Raw genomic sequence first — 14,963 nt, forward strand, 5'->3', positions numbered from 1 at the left:
AAGGCCTATCCAACAGTCTTGTGAATCTGTTTATTAAAATCGAAACGATGAACAAATACTAAAATTACTTATTTAGAATGAGATTTTTTAACAATTTTGTGAAAACTCATTCAAAAAAAGGAGCCCTTCTTTTGAATGGCTCCTTTTTTCTAAATTACTTGCTTTCTTTTGGCAAAATTAAATTCAAAATAATTCCTAGCAATGTCGCAATGGCAACACCTGAAAAATCAACTTCTGACAAAAGCTGGAGGTGGAAGTTTCCAATCCCAACAACCAAGACCGGCCCAGCAATCAACAGGTTGCGCTTCTTACCATAATCAATACGGTTATCCACCATCACTTGAATACCCGCGGCAGCAATCACACCGTAGAGCATGAGGCCGACACCACCGGTTACCGCACCCGGCACAGAGCGAATCAAGGCAGCTAACTTGCCGATAAAGGCAAAGATGGAAGCAAAGACAGCAGCACCTGCAATCACCCAAACAGAGAAGACACGGGACAGTTGCATCACGCCGATATTTTCACCATAAGAAGTTAAGGCAGGTCCTCCAACCAAACCAGCAAAGACCGAGGCTAATCCGTCCCCTGCCAGCGTCTTGCTCAAGCCAGGATCTTTGAAGAAGTCATGTCCCGTAACTTTTTTCAGCACCAGTAAGTGACCCAAGTGTTCCGATAGTGTCACTAGAACCAAAGGCATCATGGTCAACATGGCCATTGGATAAAAGTGCGCTGCGTGCTTAGCCGAACCAGCAAAGAAGAAATCAAAGTGTGGCAGAGAGAACCAATCGGCTTGCATCACTGGGGAAAAGTCGACTAATCCAAAGAGTAATGCACAGATATAGCCAAAGATGATACCAAGCAGCACAGGAATCAAACCTAGAAAGCCCTTTAAATAGAAGTTACAGAAAATCGTTACTAAAAGCGTGACCCCAGCGACAATGAAGGCGCGCATATCGTACTGTCCGTTAATTTCGGTACCTGACTGGGCGGCCGTTTGCGCCAGTGACAAACCAATCACCATAATGACCGGTCCCACCACTTCTGGTGGAAAAATTTTATCAATCCAAGCCGTTCCGGCTTTGGCAACAATCAAGGCAATGACTAAGTAACAAAGTCCAACAGAGACCACACCCTGTCCAACAGCGGAATAGCCAACCGTCTTCATCATCGAAACCATGGGAATAATAAAGGCAAATGAAGAACCCATGTAAGCTGGCACACGACCGTGGGTCGTTAACAAGTGAATCAATGTTCCAACACCCGAAGCAAAAAGGGCAACGGCTGGATCAAGGCCTACTAACAGAGGGACTAAGATGGTTGCACCAAACATTGAGAATAAATGCTGTAAGGATAATCCAATAAATGGCAGCAAAGGTGGTCGGTCATACAAGTTATAAATCGCTTGTTCGCTCTCAACAGTCTTTTTCATTTCACATTCTCCAGAATTATAAAATCGTGTTTTTGCTCAAAAAAAATCACCGAAACAATATCGGTGATTCAAAAGGCCAGATTACTTCAAAACCTTCTTTAAATTGATCGTCAAATCAGCAGCCAAATCATAAACGATTGGTTGTCCGTTAGCGATTTCAACATTCAAGATGTCGTCATCTGAAATGTTTTCCAAGTGCTTAACCAAAGCACGGAGTGAGTTACCGTGGGCGGCAATCACAACATCCTTACCAGCTGCCAAGTCCTTCTTGATCTTAGCATCCCAGAAAGGCAATACACGTTCCAACGTAACCTTCAAGTTTTCACCCAATGGCAATTCACCGTAAGGTACGTCAGCGTAACGTGCGTCAAAGGCAGGATAAGTCTTACCTTCAACTTCAACAGTTTCTTCGTAGTTGTCCAAAAGTGGAGGCAAAACATCGTATGAACGACGCCAGATGTGAACTTGGTCTTCACCGTACTTTTCAGCAGCGGCAGCCTTGTTCTTACCCTGCAAAGCACCGTAGTGACGTTCGTTCAAACGCCATGACTTTTCTTCAGGAACGTAAAGTTGACCAGCTTCTTCCAAAGCGTAGTGCAAAGTCGTGATGGCACGAGTCAAAACTGAAGTGTAGGCTTGGTCGAATTCGATACCTTCTGCCTTCAACAATTCACCTGCGTGCTTGGCTTGTTCGATACCTTGTTCAGACAACTTTGTGTCCACCCAACCATTAAACAAGTTCAATGCGTTCCATTCACTTTGTCCGTGACGGATCAAAACTAATTTTGCCATGTTCTAGCTCCTTTTTTGCTTGAAATGATTCTTGCTTATTATACAACATTCCAGCCTGTCTTTGCAGGCCTAGGGCAAAAGAAAAAGCCCGGACACATGTCCGAGCTTTTCAAACTTAATTAAAGAATTAAGCCTTGTTAATGTTAACAGCTTGCAATCCGCGGTCTGAGTTTTCAACTTCAAACGTAACGTCTTGTCCGTCTTCCAAAGTCTTGAATCCGTCGCCTTGGATAGCTGAGAAGTGTGCAAAGACATCTTCACCGTTTTCGCGAGTGATGAAGCCGTAGCCCTTTTCGCTGTTAAACCACTTTACTGTACCTTTTTCCATGATTGTTTCTCCTTTGGGTCATCCCATCTGTGTCATGTAAATAAATAAGATGTTTTTGGTATGACGCCTTTCGAAAAAAACAAATCAAAATCAAAATTCAAACTTAATTTACACGTTAACTATAACATAGCCAACAAGAGTTTACAACGCAGCCATTCTACAAATATTACAATTATTTCAGAATTTAAACGCCTTATTTTTCAATATTAGGAATTGGCAAGAATATTTTTATAATACGAAACGGCATCACGTGCTGCTTGATCAGGATCCGTCGCTGCTGTTTCCTTGTTCTGCTTCATCCATGAGATGAAATCAGGGTCGGAAACCTTAGCTGACAAGACAGCCTTCAACTTCGCACCGTCTTGAGCAGACAGGGCAATCCAAGTTGCTGGCACTTGGTAAGTAACAACCTTTGACTTCACGTCGTGGTTGTTACCAGCCCAACCAAAGAGGAACTTATAAAAGTCGTTCTTGTAAACGTATTCCTTGGTTGTGGTTACTTGGAAGGCTTGGTTGCCATCAACGTTTTGAATTTGCGTTGATGTCTTCAAATCTGGCTTTGCAACCGTTGTCTTCTTCGCATCGGCCTTAGCCTTATAAACAAAGGCCTTTTCGCGACCAGAAGTACCAACAGGTTGGTAGGCCAAGACACCGTATGTGTTTTGGTCTTGCGCTGAGTAAATCTGTGTCTTCGCCGTCTTTGCCTTCACATCCATCCCGTAGTGATCATGGGCGTTGGCCACAATCAGCACAATGGATAAGGCAACAAGGACAAAGGAAACCAAAGTTGAAATCACGCGTACTGCGCGGTTCTTAATTAACATCAGTGATAGGAAAGCTAGAATAACAAAAAGAATAAATAGAATAATAATCATCTTAGTTCTCCTTCTCTTCCTTGCGTACGACTTTACCATTAATCATGAAGACGGACAAAGCCAAGGCCGCAACGGCGAAGAGGGCCGCCACAAAGAATGACATGTGGAAACCGTCCAAGGTTGCATCAATGGCCTTTGAAGCATAAGACAATGGGTCCGCGGTCTTCAAAGAAGCCTTAGGCATGTTGTCGTTGGCAACTGATTGCATAACAGAAGCCAAGATGGCCGTTCCAAGTGAAGCGGCAATCTGACGAATCGTGTTGTTCACGGCAGTACCCTGAGCGGTTTCTGTACGTGGCAACACGCTCATGGCTGCAGATGTCAAAGGCATCATCGTGAAGGCAACACCGGCCATACGAACCATGTACAAAGCAGTGATGTAAATGGTTGGTGTTTCAGCAGTCAAGTAGTAGTAAGGCAAAGTTGCCATGGCAACCAAGGCGAATCCAAAGATGGCCAAGCGCTTAGCACCAATCTTGTCATAGAAAGAACCAGCAATTGGTGAAATCAATCCCATCATCATGGCACCAGGTAGCAAAGTCAAACCAGAATCAAGGGCTGACAAACCACGTACCATCTGCATGTATGAAGGCAAGACCATTTCGACACCAATCATGGCGATGAATGTCAATGAAACAAGGGTTGTCGTCAAGGCAAACTGCTTGTTCATGAAGAGCTTCATGTCCAAGAATGGCTTTTCCATGTGGAACTGGTGACGAGTGAATTCGGCAATAATCAAAGCACCAACAATGATTGGGGCGATAACGTAGCTAAATGAGTCCCAACCGTGGTTTGAAACCATGGCGAAACCATAGAGCAAAGCACCGAATCCAAGGGTTGATTCAATCAATGAACGAATGTCCAAGGTAACCTGCTTCGTTTCCAATACGTTCTTAAAGTAGAAGATTGAAAGGAAGAAAACAATGACGGCCAGTGGCAAAACCATGGCAAAGATTGAACGCCAGTCACCACCGATGCTCATACCAAGGAATTCGTGCTTACCATCCAAAATCCAACCAGTCAAAGTAGGTCCAATGGCTGGCGCCATTCCGATAACCAAGCCGATTGAACCCATGGCCTTTCCTCGTGATTCTTCTGAGAAAAGTGTCAAAGCAACAACCTGCATCAAAGGCATAACGATACCAGCCGCAACGGCTTGCAAGCCACGGGCGACCATCATCATCCAGAATTCAGACGTTGGTGCCGTCCAGGCCATGAAAGTTCCTACAATATAAACAGCCAAGGCTGACAAGTAGAGGTACTTCGTTGGAATTCGTGTTGTTAAATAGGCTGAAACGGGCATCATAATCCCGTTCACCATCAAGAAAATCGTCGTCAACCACTGTACGGTGGCTGAATCAACGTCAAAAGCTGTCATCAATGCTGGCAAGGCCGTTCCCAATGAGGTCTGCATCAAGATGATCACAAAAGACCCGATCATCAGCAAGGCCATCATGGCAATTTTATTTACCGGTTGCCCGGCTGTTTCTTTATTTTTCGCCATTTCTTCCTCCAAAATTGTTAAGAAATAATCCAGATAGGTATACTACTGCTAAAAAAATCAAAAGTCAACAAAGGCACTTTATGCACAAGAGCCGATGTCCTCTCAGGCCTGCCGTGGCCCGACTTTGATTTCTGTAATCTGGTGATAGTAATCCAGGGCCACAATCCAATCGGCGGACTTTTGACTAGGGTAAATATAATCATCGTAATTTTTCTGATTAGTCTTCTCCCAGATGGCCATGGCCAACTCGTAAAAGTCAATCAGGGGTAACTTGGCGTATTGTGCACGCCAGGAGTCCGGGTGGTTGGCGGACTTCACAGTTGAGAGCAAGTTACGCTCCAGGTACCAGTCCTTCACATCGGCCATATCGGCCTCTAAGAAAATCGTACTGTTGAGTAGTTCATCCGGCAGCTGCAAGGCAACAACCCCTTCTAAGATCAACACGTCTGGTAGTTCTAGGCTCTTCCTTTCACCAGGCACGATATCAGCAAGGGTTTGCGAGTAAACAGCGACTTGCTGGTTACTTTGTCCCTCCTGAAATTCTCGGATGAATGTTTCCAAAGCCTTTAAGTCATAGCTCTTTGGAAAGCCCTTCTCGTCGAAGATGCCTTCTTTATGAAGGGTCGCATTGTCTTTCAAGAAAGCATCCGTTGACAGCACAGCAACTCGTAACCCGGCTTCTCTTAATCCGACAGCCAATCGCTCGGCTAAAGTCGATTTCCCAACGGCCACTGAGCCCGTTAACCCAATCGTAAAAAAAGACCCATTCTGGGCTTTTTTAATTTGGCTAAGTAATTGATCAAACATTGTCATCCTCCAAGATGTACAAAGAGTCTGGTAATTCTTCAATCATTGGTGACATCGCACCATAACCAATCAAACTGAGTCGGTGCATGGCACGGGAAGTAACCGTATAGAGCAAGCGACGAACGTCGTCCTTACTGTAGTGAGCGGCATCAGCCTGCCAAACAATCACGGCATCGAATTCCAATCCCTTGGCTAGGTAGGATGGCAAAATAACCGCTCCCGGTGCCAGGCGCTGGTTTTCGGAACGAATCAACGTAATTGGTTCGTCCTTCAGTGCTTCAGCAAGGGCCTTTGCTTCTGACAAAGTCTGAGTGATAATGGCTGTCTGTTCACCATCTTCAGCGTTTTGCTGTAGCTGCTTCTTCACAGCCGCAACCGCGGCAGCTTCGGTATCTGTCACCTTCACCGTTGGTAAATCACCGCTACGGTTGAAGGCTTCAATGGTCTTACCATCTCGAAGCAAGCCCTTCGAGAAGTCGGTAATCTGCTTCGTCGAACGGTAGGTCTGCGTCAATTCAACGAAATCGACTTTATCGGGGTTAAAGAGTGAGGCAAAGTCCTCTTCGAGCGATGAGGCCCAGTCTTGCGTAAAGATGGCCTGGTTCAAATCCCCTAGCACCGTGAACTTGGCGTTTGGGAAGGAGAACTTCAAGAAGGCCAACTGGAATGGTGTGTAATCCTGAATTTCATCAATGAAGAGGTAACGAATCTCACGCTGTCCGTGCTTTCCAGTAATCAAATCGTATAGATATAGGTAGATTGTTGTCGTTGAAAGCGACAATTGACGGTTCTTAACCTTCTCAATCACAGCCTCAATGTAATTCTCCCACTCCTGTTGGCTAATTTGATAATCAGCCAAGTTCAGGTAATGAGGGAGCTTGCGTAAAAGGTCAACGAACTGGGCGTTAATGTTAATAAAGCCAGCTCGACGAACACGCTTAGCAAGTGGGCGGAGCGCCTGGGTGGCAATCTTTTTAGCCAAGAACTTACGTTCAGCAGCATCCGAGGAGAAGGTCCGTTCCTTAGGGCCCTCACCCAACTGGTGCAAACGAGTCATATCCCCGGCGTCGTTAATCTGGTCATCCCCTAGGCGGACCTGACCAGCCCCAACCAATTCGTCATACTCTTGTTTCGACAAGTTTTCGATGGCCAATTCGACCCAGTCGGACTTCATTTGAACACCAACTTGGGAACGGAGTGAGCGCAAAAGGCTCTCCTGCGTGGCTTCCAATCGCTGAGAAAGCTTGTAGTTTTCATTATATTGGTAGTAAACGCTACGGATCTTATCCTTGCTGAGCAATGGCTCACCACGGAAGTTCAGGTTACGAACCTTCAAGCCGGACTTGTTCAGGTCCTGGGCATAGGCCTGCACAGCCTTAAACATGTCCAAAGAACCGAGCAAGTGGTCAATCTTTTCGTTTTCTTTGTTCTTTTCGAAACGGTCTTCCAAAGTTTGCACTTCAAAACGAGGCAAACGGTGGGAGGCGTACTGATAGAAGGTCAGTTGCACGAGGTTTTGCTCACCCAGTTCCGGTAGAACTTGATCAACATAGTCGTTGAAAAGCTGGTTGGGTGAGAACATGACAACCTGGCCAGAGTTAAGCTTACCGCGGTAGCGGTAAAGCAAGTAGGCCACACGCTGCATGATGGCCGCCGTCTTACCGGAACCAGCAGCACCTTGAACGAAGAGCAAGTCCGCATCCGTATTACGGATGATCTTGTTCTGTTCCTTCTGGATGGTCGTGACAATGGACTTCATCTTCGTTGTTGATTCGCCTGACAATGCGTTCAACAACATGGCATCCCCAATCGCCTCTTCCGTATCGAAGAGTGTGACGATAACCCCCTTCTCAATCTCAAACTGACGCTTGAGCACAACGTCAGCGGTCTGCTTACCGGCCGGCGTCATGTAATCAACTTGGCCGAGTCCACCATCATAGTAGATGGAAGCAACCGGCGTTCGCCAATCATAGACCCAGAAGCGACCATCATCATCGGCAAAGGAAGCCAACCCAATGTAGACGGTCTCCTTTTCGCGGTTCTCTTCCGCGTTATCCAAGAAGTCAATTCGGGCAAAGTAAGGCTTTTCCTTTTGCTTCGCCAAAGTCTTGTAACGGTCTTCGGCACGGGACTTGGCAGACTGACGTTCCTGGATAGCCTGTTGTTGCTGGCGAATCGACATGGCCGTTTCAACGATACCAGAGTAGGTTGACGTCTTAACACGGACGTCGTCCCAAGCCTTGGCAACGTCAGATAGTGAGCCATTGGACTTCTTCACTTCGGCTTCAGCTTCTAGCTGGGCGAGGTCAATCTTTTTTAAGACGCCATTTAGGTATTCTTGTTCGCGGACTTTTTGCTCGTTTGACACAGCACACCTCTTCTAAATTTACGTTGTATCCATTATACGCCTATCCAATTTAGAAAGATAGGACGGTAAAAATGACAATTTAATAGGAGAAAAGACTTTTTAATGACAAAATACCATCAAAAAAAGCCGACCGAAGTCAGCTTTCTAAAAATCATTTTACTTGTTAGTCAATGATGTGATACCAGGCAATGGCTTACCTTCAAGGTATTCCAATGAAGCCCCACCACCAGTTGAGATGTGTGACAACTTGTCAGCAACACCCAAGGCTTGAACGGCAGCAGTTGAGTCACCACCACCAACGATCGTTGTTCCACCGTTTTCAGTTACCTTAACCAATTCGTTTCCGATGGCCAAAGTTCCCTTAGCGAAGTTAGGCATTTCGAACACACCCATTGGGCCGTTCCATACAACAGTCTTAGCATCTGCCAAAACGTCTTGGAAAAGCTTAACTGACTTAGGACCGATGTCCAAGCCCATGTATCCGTCAGGAATACCAGCAGCTGAATCAACTGTTTCAGTCTTTGCATCGTTTGCAAAGTTGTCAGCAGCCACAGCGTCGATTGGCAATACCAAACGGTCGCCGGCTTCTTCCATCAATGACTTAGCCAAATCAACCTTGTCAGCTTCGAACAAAGACTTACCAATCTTGTTACCCTTAGCAGCGTCGAATGTGTAAGCCATTCCACCACCGATGATAACCTTGTCAGCCTTCTTCAACAAAGCTTGAACAACTTCAATCTTGTCAGAAACCTTAGCACCACCAATAATGGCAACGAATGGACGCTTAGGGTTTTCAACTGTGTCACCCAAGAACTTGATTTCCTTTTCCATCAAGTATCCTGCAGCGGCTTGGTCAACGTTTGAAGCAATTCCAACGTTTGAAGCGTGTGAACGGTGAGCAGTTCCGAAGGCATCGTTGATGAACAAGTCATCACCGAGTGAAGCCCAGTACTTACCCAATTCAGGGTCGTTACCAGATTCCAACTTCACGTATTCGCCGTTCTTCACGTCTTCGAAACGTGTGTTTTCAACCATCAATACTTGACCATCCTTGAGGTCGTTGATTGCGGCTTCCAACTTAGCACCACGTGTTTCAGGAACGAAGATAACTTCTTGTCCCAACAATTCACCCAAGCGCTTTGCGACTGGTGCCAATGACAATTCCTTCTTGTCATCTTCAGTCTTGATACGACCCAAGTGTGAGAACAAAACGGCGCGGCCGTTTTCCTTGATCACGTGCTTAATAGTAGGCAAAGCAGCAACGATACGGTTATCGTTACCAATTACGCCATCCTTAATTGGGACGTTAAAGTCCACACGCATCAATACTTTCTTACCGGCCAAATTCTTCAAATCTTGAACAGTTAATTTTGCCATGATTGCCTCCAAAATTTCTTTACTTAACAAGACCAATTATAAAGCAATTACTAGCAAATGTCTGCCCAGTCTGCTAATTTTGTACATTTTGTTACTTGTGAAAGTCGCTGCCCTATCAATGATAATTTGATTTACCTTCGAATTTTACTTTTCAGTAAACTAGCTTTCAATTTATCAAAAAAAGAATCAATTCAAAGCTTTTGTGCAATCTTTCTCAAAGTGACTAAAAAGCCTATCTATTTGCCATATAACAAGTTACAATATTCACAGATGCAAGATGTGCTTGCAGAATAATTGGAGGCCGCAAAATGGCAAAAGTAGCATTTGTAACTGGTGGAGCTCAAGGTATTGGTAAGGCAATCGTCCAACGATTGGCAAAGGACGGTTTTTCTGTAGCCGTTGCCGACCTAAACATTAAAGAAGCAACAAAGGTTGCTGACGAAGTGAACAAGGCCAACGGTGAAGCGTTGGCCATCAAGATTAACGTTGCTGATCGTGATAACTTCTTCGCTGCCGTTGATGAAGCAGTTGAAAAGTTAGGTGGTCTTGATGTTTTGGTTAACAACGCCGGCTTAGGTCCAACCACACCAATTGATACCATCACGCCTGAACAGTTTAACAAGGTTTACAACGTTAACGCTGCTGGTGTCATTTGGGGTACCCAAGCTGCTCACAAGTACTTCAAGAAGTTTGGTAAGGGTGGAAAAATCATCAACGCAACGTCTCAAGCTGGTGTCGTTGGTAACCCTAACTTAGCCCTTTACAGTGGTACAAAGTTTGCCGTTCGTGGTATCACCCAGGTAACGGCCCGCGACCTTGCAGAAGAAGGCATTACGGTAAACGCCTTTGCTCCTGGAATCGTTAAGACGCCAATGATGTTTGATATTGCCCACAAGGTTGGCGCAAACGCCGGTAAGGACGACGAATGGGGAATGGCCCAATTCTCAAAGGACATCGCCTTGAAGCGTTTAGCCCAACCAGAAGACATCTCAGCCGTTGTCTCATTCTTGGCTGGTCCTGATTCAAACTACGTTACCGGTCAGACGTTGATTGTCGACGGTGGTATGCAGTTCCAGTAATTTTTACTCACATCAAGTAGTTCAGCATGCCTCTCAAGATTTAAATACTATAATTAATGTAACAAGTTAAGAGGCATATACTTTACCTCTCAAAAGCCTATCGCCGGCCAGCGATGGGCTTTTTTATTATAAAAACCCCGTTCAAATGAACGGGGCAAACAACTACTTATCACGAAGACAAGCAATTATTTTTCGCAAGTAAACTAATATTTCTTTATCATTATCAGAACAAAAAAGTCTCAAGATTTACATCTTGAGACCTTCTTTTTATCCCTAAATAAAACTTACGTTTTACCTTTTAATCCTTTTTCTTCAATCCTAACGCTACCGCTAATGAACCCAGTCCTAAGAGGGCTAATCCCTTAACAGAGTGCCCAAGTTGCTTTGCCGTTGCAGGAAGCGAATGGTTCTTGCTTGCTGTTGCACGGCCGTTTGAGCTAGCTGCACCATTGTCTGCGTGACTTGGTGTGTTCGAAGCACTTGGCGTGTCGGATGAACTTGGTGTATTCGGTGTATTTGGCGTTACAGGTGTTGAGGCCTTCTTTTGATAGGTCACCGTCACGTTCTCGTCCTTGGTATCTGCTGTGACATTTTCAGCATCGACTTTGGCCTTATCTGGGGCATCATAACCATCAACTGCTGGTGAGGTTACTTCAGCCCAGGAAGCGCTATCTGGTGTCCAAGTGCCATCCTTAGTCACCTGACCAGTGACCGTATCGATGGTAACATCCTTCTTAAAGGTGACCAGCTGGGTCACTGTCTTGGCAACCTCGTGACCGTCACTCTTATCAACGTACTTAATCGTTCGAGTAGCCGTCTTCGTCTCAGTCTTCTCAGCTGTACCATGGGCGTACTGAACAACCTCCGTGTCATCCTTTGTGTCCGCTGTTACCGTGCTGTCTGCAGGTACAGATGCACGATCAGGCGCAGCATAACCATCGATTGATGGTGACTGAACTGCTCCCCATGAGCCGCTTTGAGTCCAAGGGCCAGTTGGCGTAACCTGACCAGTGGCTTCATTCTTCTCTACTGGACGAGTAAAGGTAATTGCTTGGTTAACCTCGGCATGAATTTCATGCTGATCGACTTTGTCGACGTACTTGATGGTACGGGTCACAACCCTTGTTTCGGTTGTAGCATCCTTCTTTTGATTGTACTTAACAACTTCTGTGTCGTCAGACATATCGGCCGTTACATTGGCAGCATCGACCTTGGCGCGGTCGGGTGCATCATAACCGTCAATGGATGGTGAATCGACTTCGGACCAGGAACCAGACTGCGTCCAGTCACCGTAAGTGACGTTACCAGTCTTCTCATCAACCGTCTTCGTCCGTGTAAAAGTAACTGGTTGCGTTACTTCAGCATGGATTTCGTGGTTGTCTGAAGCATCTTCGTACTTAATCGTACGAGTGACCGTCTTTGTTTCGGTCGTGACGTTCGTCTTATGGCTGTACTTAACCGTGACGGTCTGGTCCGTTGCGTTATCCGCATTTAAGCTATTGTCCGCATCGACTTTGGCCTTATCTGGGGCATTATATCCAGCCACACTTGGTGAGTCAACCTCAGACCAAGAACCGGATTGCGTCCATGCTCCTGTTGAGATTTCTTGGCCAGTTACCGCATCCTTTGTCACCGTCCGCGTGAAGGTAACCGGTTGGGTTACCGTGTTGGCGACCTGTTGACCGGTATCCTGATCAACGTAGTTAATCGTACGAGTTGCGGTCTTCGTCTCAGTCGTATCGACATGCTTGTGCTTCAAGACGACGTTAAAGGTTTGGTTCAAATCTGAACCAAAGGTATAACCTGCGGCAGGATATGGATCAGTCACTAGCTCGTAACCCTTATTCTCCAGTTCCTGGATGGTTGCTGCCGTCCGGTATGAATCGAGGGCGTTGCAATGTCCGTTCTTATTAACGTAGGTGTAGGTGTCCCCGTCAATCTTCTGGTTATTATTATCTTGATCAAGGTAGTTAACGGTTAGATTGCGGTTTTGTGCATAGACGTAGGTAATGGTCTGGTCCGAAGTTCCATCAAATGTTCCATCAGGACCGTTAATGACTTCAACTAAGTAGTAATTCTTTGACGAATAATCGTTGGCCTGCGTCTGATAAGCTTCACCATATGAACCGTTAATCGTCTTCTCGTCTAGTTGTTCCCAATCGTTATTCGTATTGGTATCGCCATCTTTGTCGAGCACGTAACGGACTTTGGCAGAAGCTGGGTCGGCCTTATAAACATAGGTAATGTTTAGGACACCATTCTGCCAATCTGCCTTGAAGGGTCCATTTACGGCGTACTGGCCATCACCAGTTGATGTAGCCCCTTCTGGTAACTTAGAGGTATCCAAGGTGTAGTGATCTAATTGAACACTCTTAGCAGAATAAGTATTATTGTCCTTCTCAAATCCCAACTGCTTTGAATCGGCGGCAATTTGGTTTCCCTGTTCATCCTGGTAGTGAACAAGTACTTTCGTTTCACCCTCGGTGGTGTTGTCGTTCATTGGGGTTGTAAATGAATGTTTGTTGTCCGAAACACCTTTGTTATCAGAGAAGTTAGCAGAATACTTAACCTGCCCGTCCTTGTTGTTTGGGTTCTTAAACTGGATGCTTGCCTGGATTGAGTATGGGATAACAACGTTTCCCTTACCGTCGCTATAACGGCTCTCCATTTCTTGAATGACCGCATCCGATACATGGGCGTATTGCGACTTAATGATGGTTTCAAATTCAGCCTTACTATAGGCGAGTGTCTGCTGCTTACCGTAGTTAATCACGACCTTGTAGTGACTGTCTGATACTTTAATAATTGAATAGCTGTTCTCTGCAGGGGTTGCACTGTTACTTGAATCCTGGTTGAACCAGTTGGCGATTCGATTACCGGCGTTTGAGGTACCACCCCAGTTATTAGCCGCTTGATCCGTCCAACCGGCTGCTTCTGTTGCTGGTCCGAAGTTTTGTGAAACAGCCACGTAAGGGCTAAAGGTTCCAGGGGTGATGTCAACCGGAACCTCTTGGCCGTTAGAAGTTGTACTTGCATTCACATCAATGGTTTGAATGTAATCCTGACCATTATTTAAGAGAACTGGTTGTGTAAATGGCTTACCATCTGAATTAAAGAGTGTTGCACGTAACTCCACACCATCTGAACTTTGACTAGAAATCAAGTCCTGCATCGTTCCAAGGGTATTGTTCTCACTAAAGTTTGGTGCCGTTGGCTTAGCCGCCCAGTGGTAATTATGAGTTTGATCTGCAATTGTCTCCGAGAAGGACAGGTCGGCACCATTACTTGCTGACTTAGGAAAGACCATACCACCAGCCGTATTAAAGTTTAAGGTAATACGGTGGGTTTGGTTGGCATTAAAGTTAGAACCATCAAGTGGGATGACAATTTCTTGCGTATTTTGGTCAAAAGAAACGGACTTGGAAATCGACTGATTCGCTTCATCATCATTAATCACAGGATTCAAGTTTGAGACACCAAACGTTTGCGTACCTGGTTGGTTCGCCAAATTTGTTTTTACCGGAATACGAATCGTATCGCCGGCTTTCAAAGTCTTTCCACCGTTAATGGTGAAAGAAATGGAAGCTTTACCAGCGTTTCCTTGGGCATAATCCATCCAACCAGTATCTAGTTGATCACCATCGTTATGTTGCCAAGAAATTTTATCCGTTTGAACAGAACCGTCACTGGCTAGGTTCGCATATTCATAGGAAGAAGCCGCCCCCACCTGACTAGTTAAAGCAGTGGCTGATTGGTTGCTTCCGTTCTCTAAGCTTTGACTTGGATTTGAAAAATTTTGCTTTGTGTCAACTTGAGTAGTTTGGGTGGCATCATCGGCAGAAACTTGCCCGAGTGTATTATTTTCAGATGCGAAGGCTATGCCGCCAATCAAGGCAAAGGAGGCAACCGACATGACAACCCAGTTCTTCTTTACTTTATGAAGCACTTTTCTCTCGTTCTGCTTACTAAATTGTTGATGGTTGTACATCATGAACAGTTCCTCCTAACCAAAATACTGTCTCACATAAGTACATAGATTCTAAAAAGAACATTGTACCTATTCTTTCTTCACGACTATTACAACAGTATTTCTTCTAAATTTCAAGGATGTTTTCAAAATTACTTATAAGTCGGAGTTTTTATTACAAATAATCGTATTATTTAAAATAAACACAAAAAAAGCAGACCCGAAGGTCTGCTCTTTTCTTAAACATTGATTGCCCCTGCTGGGATCGAACCAGCGCATGGAGGTACCAAAAACCTCTGCCTTACCACTTGGCCAAGGGGCAATGCTTCAAATTTGCCTGAAGCGAGGCAATGGGAGCGGTAGGATTCGAACCTACGAACCCGAAGGAACGGAGTTACAGTCCGTCGCGTTTAGCCAGACTTCGCTACACTCCC

The 14,963-nt window shown here is 45.3% G+C and carries 10 protein-coding genes and 2 tRNA genes; 1 reads left to right on the forward strand and 11 read right to left on the reverse strand.

The features are described 5' to 3' along the window. Positions 1–154: 154 nt before the first annotated feature. From BMZ93_RS05935 to BMZ93_RS05970, 8 genes are all read right to left on the reverse strand, one after another. Entirely contained in the window at positions 155–1,432 is a 1,278-nt protein-coding gene (locus BMZ93_RS05935; RefSeq protein ID WP_091503146.1) for a solute carrier family 23 protein, read from the reverse strand. An 81-nt stretch (positions 1,433–1,513) separates the two neighbouring features. After that, positions 1,514–2,224 carry a 2,3-diphosphoglycerate-dependent phosphoglycerate mutase gene (gene gpmA, locus BMZ93_RS05940; RefSeq protein ID WP_091503148.1) on the reverse strand — a complete coding sequence of 237 codons (711 nt, stop codon included), beginning with the start codon at positions 2,222–2,224 and terminating at the stop codon, positions 1,514–1,516. A gap of 127 nt (positions 2,225–2,351) precedes the next feature. Next, on the reverse strand, positions 2,352–2,552 hold the full coding sequence (locus BMZ93_RS05945; protein WP_091503150.1) for a cold-shock protein: 201 nt from the start codon (positions 2,550–2,552) through the stop codon (positions 2,352–2,354). A gap of 206 nt (positions 2,553–2,758) precedes the next feature. Then, positions 2,759–3,427 (reverse strand): DUF4811 domain-containing protein, encoded by a 669-nt coding sequence (locus tag BMZ93_RS05950; RefSeq protein WP_091503152.1) that lies wholly within the window; start codon positions 3,425–3,427, stop codon positions 2,759–2,761. Position 3,428: 1 nt separating this feature from the next. Next, positions 3,429–4,931: an MDR family MFS transporter gene (locus tag BMZ93_RS05955; RefSeq protein WP_091503153.1), complete on the reverse strand. Its 1,503-nt coding sequence runs from the start codon at positions 4,929–4,931 to the stop codon at positions 3,429–3,431. 102 nt (positions 4,932–5,033) lie between these two features. Then, entirely contained in the window at positions 5,034–5,738 is a 705-nt protein-coding gene (locus BMZ93_RS05960) for a type I pantothenate kinase (protein ID WP_159427796.1), read from the reverse strand. Further along, positions 5,731–8,106, reverse strand: coding sequence for an RNA polymerase recycling motor HelD (gene helD / locus BMZ93_RS05965; RefSeq protein WP_091503157.1), 2,376 nt, complete (start codon positions 8,104–8,106; stop codon positions 5,731–5,733). Before helD ends, BMZ93_RS05960 begins: the two co-directional genes overlap by 8 nt. Positions 8,107–8,262: 156 nt before the next feature. Continuing rightward, positions 8,263–9,483, reverse strand: coding sequence for a phosphoglycerate kinase (locus BMZ93_RS05970; protein ID WP_091503160.1), 1,221 nt, complete (start codon positions 9,481–9,483; stop codon positions 8,263–8,265). 308 nt (positions 9,484–9,791) lie between these two features. On the opposite strand from BMZ93_RS05970, the gene BMZ93_RS05975 reads away from it, so the two are divergent. Then, positions 9,792–10,562: a (S)-acetoin forming diacetyl reductase gene (locus tag BMZ93_RS05975; protein WP_091503162.1), complete on the forward strand. Its 771-nt coding sequence runs from the start codon at positions 9,792–9,794 to the stop codon at positions 10,560–10,562. 298 nt (positions 10,563–10,860) lie between these two features. On the opposite strand, the gene BMZ93_RS05980 is transcribed toward BMZ93_RS05975, so the two are convergent. From BMZ93_RS05980 to BMZ93_RS05990, 3 genes are all read right to left on the reverse strand, one after another. Further along, positions 10,861–14,553: a mucin-binding protein gene (locus BMZ93_RS05980; protein ID WP_091503164.1), complete on the reverse strand. Its 3,693-nt coding sequence runs from the start codon at positions 14,551–14,553 to the stop codon at positions 10,861–10,863. A 226-nt stretch (positions 14,554–14,779) separates the two neighbouring features. Next, positions 14,780–14,851 (reverse strand) — tRNA-Gln (locus BMZ93_RS05985). Positions 14,852–14,880: 29 nt separating this feature from the next. After that, positions 14,881–14,963, reverse strand: a tRNA-Tyr gene (locus tag BMZ93_RS05990).

Source organism: Fructobacillus durionis (assembly GCF_900112405.1).
Lineage (GTDB): Bacteria > Bacillota > Bacilli > Lactobacillales > Lactobacillaceae > Fructobacillus > Fructobacillus durionis.

Coding starts and splice junctions, on each gene's coding strand:
- BMZ93_RS05935 (WP_091503146.1), bottom strand. CDS start 1,432: ATGAAAAAGACTGTTGAGAGCGAACAAGCGATTTATAACTTGTATGAC.
- gpmA (WP_091503148.1), bottom strand. CDS start 2,224: ATGGCAAAATTAGTTTTGATCCGTCACGGACAAAGTGAATGGAACGCA.
- BMZ93_RS05945 (WP_091503150.1), bottom strand. CDS start 2,552: ATGGAAAAAGGTACAGTAAAGTGGTTTAACAGCGAAAAGGGCTACGGC.
- BMZ93_RS05950 (WP_091503152.1), bottom strand. CDS start 3,427: ATGATTATTATTCTATTTATTCTTTTTGTTATTCTAGCTTTCCTATCA.
- BMZ93_RS05955 (WP_091503153.1), bottom strand. CDS start 4,931: ATGGCGAAAAATAAAGAAACAGCCGGGCAACCGGTAAATAAAATTGCC.
- BMZ93_RS05960 (WP_159427796.1), bottom strand. CDS start 5,738: ATGTTTGATCAATTACTTAGCCAAATTAAAAAAGCCCAGAATGGGTCT.
- BMZ93_RS05970 (WP_091503160.1), bottom strand. CDS start 9,483: ATGGCAAAATTAACTGTTCAAGATTTGAAGAATTTGGCCGGTAAGAAA.
- BMZ93_RS05975 (WP_091503162.1), top strand. CDS start 9,792: ATGGCAAAAGTAGCATTTGTAACTGGTGGAGCTCAAGGTATTGGTAAG.
- BMZ93_RS05980 (WP_091503164.1), bottom strand. CDS start 14,553: ATGATGTACAACCATCAACAATTTAGTAAGCAGAACGAGAGAAAAGTG.